The sequence below is a fragment of the Lysinibacillus sp. fls2-241-R2A-57 genome (assembly GCF_030209535.1).
Classification (GTDB): Bacteria; Bacillota; Bacilli; order Bacillales_A; family Planococcaceae; genus Lysinibacillus.
The window spans coordinates 21848-28989 of sequence record NZ_JARVRU010000014.1 but is presented as its reverse complement, the minus strand read 5'-3'; the positions used below and the strand labels follow the sequence as shown (position 1 = coordinate 28989).

General features: G+C 36.7%; 7 protein-coding genes. 3 read left to right on the top strand and 4 right to left on the bottom strand.

Features of this window, described 5'->3' with window-relative positions:
• On the bottom strand, nt 1-735 hold a 735-nt coding region (locus tag QRN68_RS02915; protein ID WP_285395180.1), incomplete at its 3' end, for a DMT family transporter.
• A gap of 282 nt (nt 736-1017) precedes the next feature.
• Here QRN68_RS02915 and QRN68_RS02910 point away from each other — a divergent pair.
• Together QRN68_RS02910 and QRN68_RS02905 are read left to right on the top strand one after the other, a co-directional pair.
• Complete coding sequence (locus QRN68_RS02910) at nt 1018-1737, top strand: MgtC/SapB family protein (RefSeq protein WP_285395179.1); 720 nt, start codon at nt 1018-1020, stop codon at nt 1735-1737.
• A 14-nt stretch (nt 1738-1751) separates the two neighbouring features.
• Nucleotides 1752-2747: a cation diffusion facilitator family transporter gene (locus QRN68_RS02905; RefSeq protein WP_285395178.1), complete on the top strand. Its 996-nt coding sequence runs from the start codon at nt 1752-1754 to the stop codon at nt 2745-2747.
• Between the two features lie 91 nt (nt 2748-2838).
• On the opposite strand, the gene QRN68_RS02900 is transcribed toward QRN68_RS02905, so the two are convergent.
• Both QRN68_RS02900 and QRN68_RS02895 read right to left on the bottom strand, forming a co-directional pair.
• The gene (locus QRN68_RS02900; RefSeq protein WP_285395177.1) at nt 2839-3507 is read right to left on the bottom strand and encodes a hypothetical protein; all 669 of its coding nucleotides are present in this window, start codon (nt 3505-3507) and stop codon (nt 2839-2841) included.
• 210 nt (nt 3508-3717) lie between these two features.
• Nucleotides 3718-4881, bottom strand: a complete 1164-nt coding sequence (locus tag QRN68_RS02895; RefSeq protein WP_285395176.1) for an iron-containing alcohol dehydrogenase — start codon at nt 4879-4881, stop codon at nt 3718-3720.
• Between the two features lie 178 nt (nt 4882-5059).
• Between QRN68_RS02895 and QRN68_RS02890 the strand changes: the two genes are divergently transcribed.
• Complete coding sequence (locus QRN68_RS02890; protein WP_285395175.1) at nt 5060-5230, top strand: hypothetical protein; 171 nt, start codon at nt 5060-5062, stop codon at nt 5228-5230.
• A 602-nt stretch (nt 5231-5832) separates the two neighbouring features.
• Here the strand turns inward: QRN68_RS02890 and QRN68_RS02885 are convergent.
• Nucleotides 5833-7077, bottom strand: coding sequence for a Glu/Leu/Phe/Val family dehydrogenase (locus tag QRN68_RS02885; RefSeq protein WP_285395174.1), 1245 nt, complete (start codon nt 7075-7077; stop codon nt 5833-5835).
• Nucleotides 7078-7142: the final 65 nt, after the last annotated feature.

Below are 7142 nucleotides of genomic sequence, written 5' to 3'. Positions count from 1 at the left end.
CACTTCATTCCTCCCACCTCTGAAGAAGTGGGCTTCCTGAAGCTCAATTCTGTGACCAAATAAATTAGGCACTATCGCTAATAAAATAAACCATATCCAGTCCATAATAGAATAAGGCCCGAAAGATTCACCTTTAATAAGAACATAGAAAAATAACGTAATTGTACTAACAACATAAACAATCATCGTGTAAGTCACAAGAGATAACCTTTTACGTACATCCTGTCCAAATAAAAAGTAAGCTGTAACGAGTGCGCACGCAATAAGAGCAAGCATATCTCCATAAAATGCAGTTCCACTAAGTTTAAAATCTCCCCAACTAATTAAAACACATCCGATTATCGCAATTGCTCCTGCAATAATAGTTTTTACAGTAATCTCTTCTTTAAAGAAAAAATATGTACCTATAAATGCAAACAGTGGCTGAAGGGCCACCAAAACTGTAGAACTTGCTACAGAAGTGTAATTGAGTGATTCAAACCACATTATAAAATGAAAGGCTAAAAATATCCCTGCAATTGAAGAAAAAAGCCAATCACGTATTCTTAATTGTTTGATCTCATTAGTGTATTTCCAAAAAAACAGAGGAGCCATTATTAAGACTGAAAACAACATGCGGTAAAACGCAATAACCCCTGCTTCTGCATTTGCTAATTTTACTAATATGGCAGACAAAGATACAGAAACAACACCAATAAAAATAGGGATGTATGGATGAATTTTTGGTTTCTCCATAAAATCCAACCTCCATTTAACTTATTTAGCGAAAGTTTGGGTACCCGCTGAACACTCACTTAAATCCACATTTATCTCACTACCTATATAGGTGGGTGACTTTTGCCTGAAAGAAGATCGATTATGCCTCGGCATAATTGCGTCTGGACACTCGCTGAAAGAAGTAAAAAAATACTTATACATCATTACTATCGTGATGTACAATACAAAAAAGTAATGTACATATAATAATGACACCTTGCATATCTCTTAGCAATACGAAATATCTGTGGAGGGTTGCTTATGGAAAACTTGTTTGGAAATATGATTACATATGAAGTTGGCATAAAATTAGTTATTGCAGCCACATTAAGTTTAGTAATCGGCATTGAAAGGGAATTAAAAAAGAAACCCGTAGGATTAAAAACGAGCTTAGTCATTGCTACATTTAGCTGTTTACTAACTATCATTTCGATAGAAACTGCCTATTCAACACCCCCAAGGTCTGATATCAATATTACCATGGACCCTCTTCGCTTAGCTGCCCAAGTTGTTAGTGGAATTGGATTTCTTGGAGCAGGTGTTATTTTAAGACGTGGAAATGATAGTATCTCAGGTTTAACAACAGCTGCAATGATTTGGGGAGCAGCTGGGATAGGAATTGCAGTTGGCGCAGGATTTTATATGGATGCTACATTAGCTGTTATTATCATTGTCTTCGGAATTGAGGTTTTATCGCCTTTCCTAATGAAAATAGGACCAAAACGGATTCGTATGCGGGAAATATCATTGAAAGTTCAGATAAACGATGATAAAAACAGTGAATCCTTTCTGCAATTTCTAAAGGAGAACAATATCATAATCGAAAACATCCGCATTCAAGATGTGCCAAATAATGATAATGTTTTACATGAATTAGATTTACGTTTATCATTAATTATCTCTGATAACTTACTGTCATTTTATCGTTCATTACGAGCACTACCTTATATAGAAAAAATAGAAATGGAAATTTTAAATTAGTTGGAGGATTCTTCGTGGCTGAATTATTAAAACTATTAAAAGACGGTAATAAACCCTCTCTAATGGCGGCATTTGTCAATGCCTTTTTAGGAATTATTAAAGGTGTTGCCTTTTTCCTTACAGGTAATGTTGCCATGTTTGCAGAAATGATGCACTCTCTAGGGGATGCCGCAAACCAATTTTTCGTTTATATCGGCTCAGCGCTTTCTAAAAAAGCACCGACAAAACAATTCCCTGCAGGCTTTGGCCGAATTGTAAATTTAGTTTGTCTTTTTGCCGTTATTATTGTAGCCATCCTTTCTTATGAAACGGTAAAAGAAGGTTGGCATCATTTTATACACCCTGCTGCAGAATCTAAAGGAATGCTCATTGCACTTGGAGTATTATTGATCGGGACTGTTTTAGAAGGGTCCGTTCTTGCTAAAGCTGCGGTTGAAATTCTCCATGAAGCCGGGCAGGAAAAAGCAGGAATATTAACAGCAATTCCTAAAGCTTTTGGCTATTTACATCGTGCAAAACCAGCAACAAAATTAGTATTTATGGAAGACTTAGTTGCTACAGGTGGTAATGTTTTAGCCTTCACCGCTATTTTAATCGCACATTTTACAGGCTGGACAAGAATAGAAGGACTAGTTTCAATGATTATTGGCTGTATGATGTTCTATGTAGTAGCAAAAGTGTTCCTTGATAATGCCCGTGGTGTTATCGGTGAAACAGACGAAGAAATGCTCAACCATATCGCTCATCTTGTTATGGATGATCCGAACATTCAAGATATTGTACGTTTAGAGGTCATTAAAGAAGGCGAATTTTTACATGTGGAACTAGTTGCTGAAGCTGATGCTAACCTATCACTCGCTTTTCTAGATGATGTACGCGACCATTTGACAGAGATCATTTCAAGTCAGAAGGGCGTATCAAAAGTAGCTATTTTATTTGATGAAGATGATGGGAAAATAGATTGGGTGCATATTGGCGAAAGACCAGATGACTCAACATTAAAACAGTAACATCAGCCTTATTATCCAAAATATTTTTTCTATAATAAGATAATTAGCCAATTGCCGTATTTCAGGCAGTTGGCTATTTTTTATATCTATATTAGATGATTTCGTTTTGATTAGTTGTATCTTCAATAGAGCAAATCTCTTCATTATTTACAAAAACATGATTTGTAATCAGAAAAGTTAATACTCTTTTTAATGCGATAATCTTTTTTACACCCCGTTGTTGAATAACTATTTTTGAGAATTTTAATGTCGCTATACGATTAGCTAATGCATATTCTTCAGCTTTCGTAATCTCTCTACCGTCTACCTGACATCCCAAAATAAAATGACCAGCATAAGAATCCTTCAATACATTAGAATGCATAGATTGGTAATGTACCTCTGCAATTGAATCATCATTATTCATCATTTGATGAGCCACCAAATAATTTTTCAAAGAACCATTTAAATCAATCGCGATAGCTGTATCTGCTAGTATTGTTCGATAATAGACTAGCACCTTTTCAGCATCCTTTAAATAAGGTTTCACTTCTACAACGATTTCCCCAGAAGAACGTACAAATACTTGTACACTTGCTTTATTTACACCGTCTGTAAAGGTAATATTCGTTTGGCCAAATCGTAAACTTTTAAAAATTATACTTTGATCAACAATGTATCCCCTGACAATCTGATCATTTTCAATTTGCAGTAAGTTAGCTTCAATTCCCAATACTTCTACACAATTTTGCATTTTATAAACATGCTGTTGAAATGACATCTCTATATTTGCTCCCTCTCCGTCCTTATCTGGTCTTTATTTTAATAAATATAGTTGAACAAATTCTGAACAATTCTACAATTAACGAGAAAATACGACAAAGACAAATATCAATTATGCCTCGGCACAATTGCGTCCGGAATCGGCTGAAAGAAGTTAAATAAAAAAAATACGAGACTACAACACGTAGCCTCATATCTATATTTAATATTAAAGTGAGTTTTGCAAAATAGTACGGACATCTTCTTCCTGTAATTTGTTGAAGTTTCCAAAAGGTCCATTTTGCATAGCATGTTCTACAATTTGATCGAATTTCGAATCATCAATTTCATAATCTGCAAGGCGACTCGGAGCTCCTAATGAAGTCCAGAATGCCGATAAACGATCAATCCCTTCATTTGCAACCTCTTCTATAGACTTTCCTGTCGCATCAACACCAAAGACGCGTGTTGCAAGGCCTGCAAAACGTTCTGGATTCACCGATACACTTAGACGCATCCAATGGGGCTGTAAAATAGCTAAACCACCTGCATGAGGAATATCGTAAACTGCAGATACAGCATGCTCAATATTATGTGACGCCCAATCTCCACGAGAGCCAATTGATAAGAATCCATTTAACCCAATTGTTCCAGCTAATAAAATGGTTTCACGTAATTTAGTATTCTCTAAATCTTCAAGTAATTTAGGGGCTGTAGTTATAACAGTTCGTAACACACCTTCACACATTTCATCTGTAATTGGTGTATTCGTCGCACTATGGAAATACTGTTCAAATACATGTGACATCATATCAACGATTCCATAAACTGTGTGATTCTTTGGTACTGTCACTGTATACGCTGGATTTAAAATCGAAAATTTCGGGAATGCAGCGGGGCTACCCCAGCCTAGTTTTTCTTCTGTAGCCGCGTTTGTTATGACAGATCCTGAGTTCATTTCAGAACCTGTTGCTGCTAGCGTTAAAACTGTTCCGAGCGGTAAAGCGTCCTGTACAAATACTTTACGCTTCACAATATCCCACGCATCACCATCATATTTTGCACCAGCAACTATTAATTTTGAACAGTCAATTACAGAACCGCCTCCAACGGCTAGAACAAGATCGATTTCTTCTTTTTTACAAAGATCAATGCCACGTCTTGCTGTTTCTACACGTGGATTTGGTTCTACATCGCTTAATTCAAAGATCGTTTTATCCGCTTCTTGTAATTTTTCGATGACGGCATTGTATACACCATTCTTCTTAATGCTACCTCCTCCATATACAACTAACACCTTTTTACCGTATGGCGCTACCTCTTTTGCTAGCTTTTCCAGTGCATCTTCACCAAAATGTAACTTCACTGGGTTATAAAATGTAAATGAATCCATTCAATTCGCCCCTTTCTAGTTGGATTTTCTCATATTTTTGTTGATGAAAGCAAAGATTAAATTTTGGACATATACTCATAATAAATTATCCGTCCCAGTTTAATCCGTCTGTTCAGATTTTGTTTAGTTAACCCATGTATAGTAAAAGCTTAGTACATGAAACAAAGGAATTTTATTTATGCTTAAAATTGCGATTATTAGCGGTGTTGTTATTATTATTGGAAGCTTCATACTTATGTGCATCCTGCAATTACGTAAGGAACGGAAAGAAAAAAAGATGATATTAGAGCAACGTCTTGAACATCTTCTTCAGTCGAATAAAAAAAGAAAAAACGAGTCATCCCATTAAACAGGAATGGCTCGTTTTATAATATTGAAAAATAAAATCAAAGAGGGGATTTTTGTAAATGTTACAGCACTTTAGAATGAGGATGATTTCCGTTCGACACTATTCGCTTTCCTACGAGCGCGATTTTCGGCATTTTATTAGCGATTCATGATGCTATCGGCAGTTCTCGAAATTTTATCAGCGATTTTCATGGTGTTATCAGCGATTTTCGGCATTTTATCAGCGATTTCCTCGGTGTTATCAGCGATTCTCTGCAGTTTATCAGCGATTTCCTCGGTGTTATCAGCGATTCTGGCATTTTATCAGCGATTTCCTCGGTGTTATCAGCGATTTTTGGCATTTTATCAGCGATTGGTATTTTGGAGCATCGATTCTCTTCCTTCGCTTTCGCACATAAAACACTTGTTGCTGATGTTTGTTTTAATATATTAGAATGACATGCCAGAATTCGAACGCCCCTGGAAAGCAACCCCCTCGTTTTGCCGATGAACCATACTTTATTTAATATGACACCTTTATTTCATTCACATAATAGTTTTTCACAAAAATGAAACGAGTCATCCCATTATTAAAGGAATGACTCGTTTTTAGTTATATATTGATTAAACCCATCCACGGAAGCGTGAAGCTTCTGCAGTACGGCGAACACCTACCATATAAGCTGCTAAACGCATATTAATGTTTCGTGTTGTCGCTGTTGTATAAACGTTTTCAAATGCATCAACCATTTTTTTGTATAGACGTTCTTCAACTTCTTCTTCTGTCCAGTAATAACCTTGGTTATTTTGTACCCATTCGAAGTAAGAAACTGTAACCCCACCAGCAGATGCTAATACGTCTGGTACAAGTAAAATGCCACGCTCAGATAAAATTCTAGTTGCTTCAGCAGTTGTTGGACCATTCGCTGCTTCTACTACGATGTTTGCTTTAACGTTGTGTGCATTGTCAGCAGTAATTTGATTTTCAATAGCAGCTGGCACTAGAATATCACAATCAAGCTCTAATAATTCTTTGTTTGAAATTGTGTTTTCAAATAAAGTTGTTACTGTACCAAAGCTATCACGACGATCTAATAAGTATTCGATATCTAAACCTTCAGGATCATGAAGTGCACCATAAGCATCTGAAATACCAATTACTTTTGCACCTAAATCATGCATGAATTTTGCAAGGAAGCTACCTGCGTTACCAAAGCCTTGAATAACAACGCGTGCACCTTTAATATCAATGCCACGTTTTTTCGCTGCTTCTTGGATAACGATTGTTACTCCTTGTGCAGTAGCACGGTCACGACCTTGTGAACCACCAAGCACTAGTGGCTTACCTGTGATGAAACCTGGTGAGTTGAATTCGTCCATACGGCTATATTCATCCATCATCCAAGCCATAATTTGTGCATTCGTAAATACGTCTGGAGCAGGGATATCTTTTGTTGGCCCTACGATTTGACTAACTGCACGTACATAACCACGGCTTAAACGTTCGATTTCATCCATAGACATTTGACGTGGGTCACAGATGACACCGCCTTTACCACCGCCATAAGGTAGATCCACGATACCGCATTTCAATGTCATCCACATTGAAAGCGCTTTAACTTCCTCTTCAGAAACTGCTGGATGGAAACGTACCCCACCTTTAGTTGGTCCTACTGCATCATTATGTTGTGCGCGGTAACCAGTAAATACTTTTGTTGTACCATCATCCATTTTGACCGGGATGCGTACTTGTAGCATACGAAGTGGTTCTTTTAATAATTCATACATTGCTTCGTCATAACCAAGTTTATTTAGAGCATCTTGAATGACATCTTGTGTTGATGTGAACAGGTTTAAGTTTTCAGACATATTAAATCGCCTCTTTGTTTTTTTTAATGATAGTATATCGGCATCATTGTAACATACTTCCGAAT

Coding starts and splice junctions, on each gene's coding strand:
- QRN68_RS02900 (WP_285395177.1), bottom strand. CDS start 3,507: ATGTCATTTCAACAGCATGTTTATAAAATGCAAAATTGTGTAGAAGTA.
- QRN68_RS02885 (WP_285395174.1), bottom strand. CDS start 7,077: ATGTCTGAAAACTTAAACCTGTTCACATCAACACAAGATGTCATTCAA.
- QRN68_RS02895 (WP_285395176.1), bottom strand. CDS start 4,881: ATGGATTCATTTACATTTTATAACCCAGTGAAGTTACATTTTGGTGAA.
- QRN68_RS02910 (WP_285395179.1), top strand. CDS start 1,018: ATGGAAAACTTGTTTGGAAATATGATTACATATGAAGTTGGCATAAAA.
- QRN68_RS02890 (WP_285395175.1), top strand. CDS start 5,060: ATGCTTAAAATTGCGATTATTAGCGGTGTTGTTATTATTATTGGAAGC.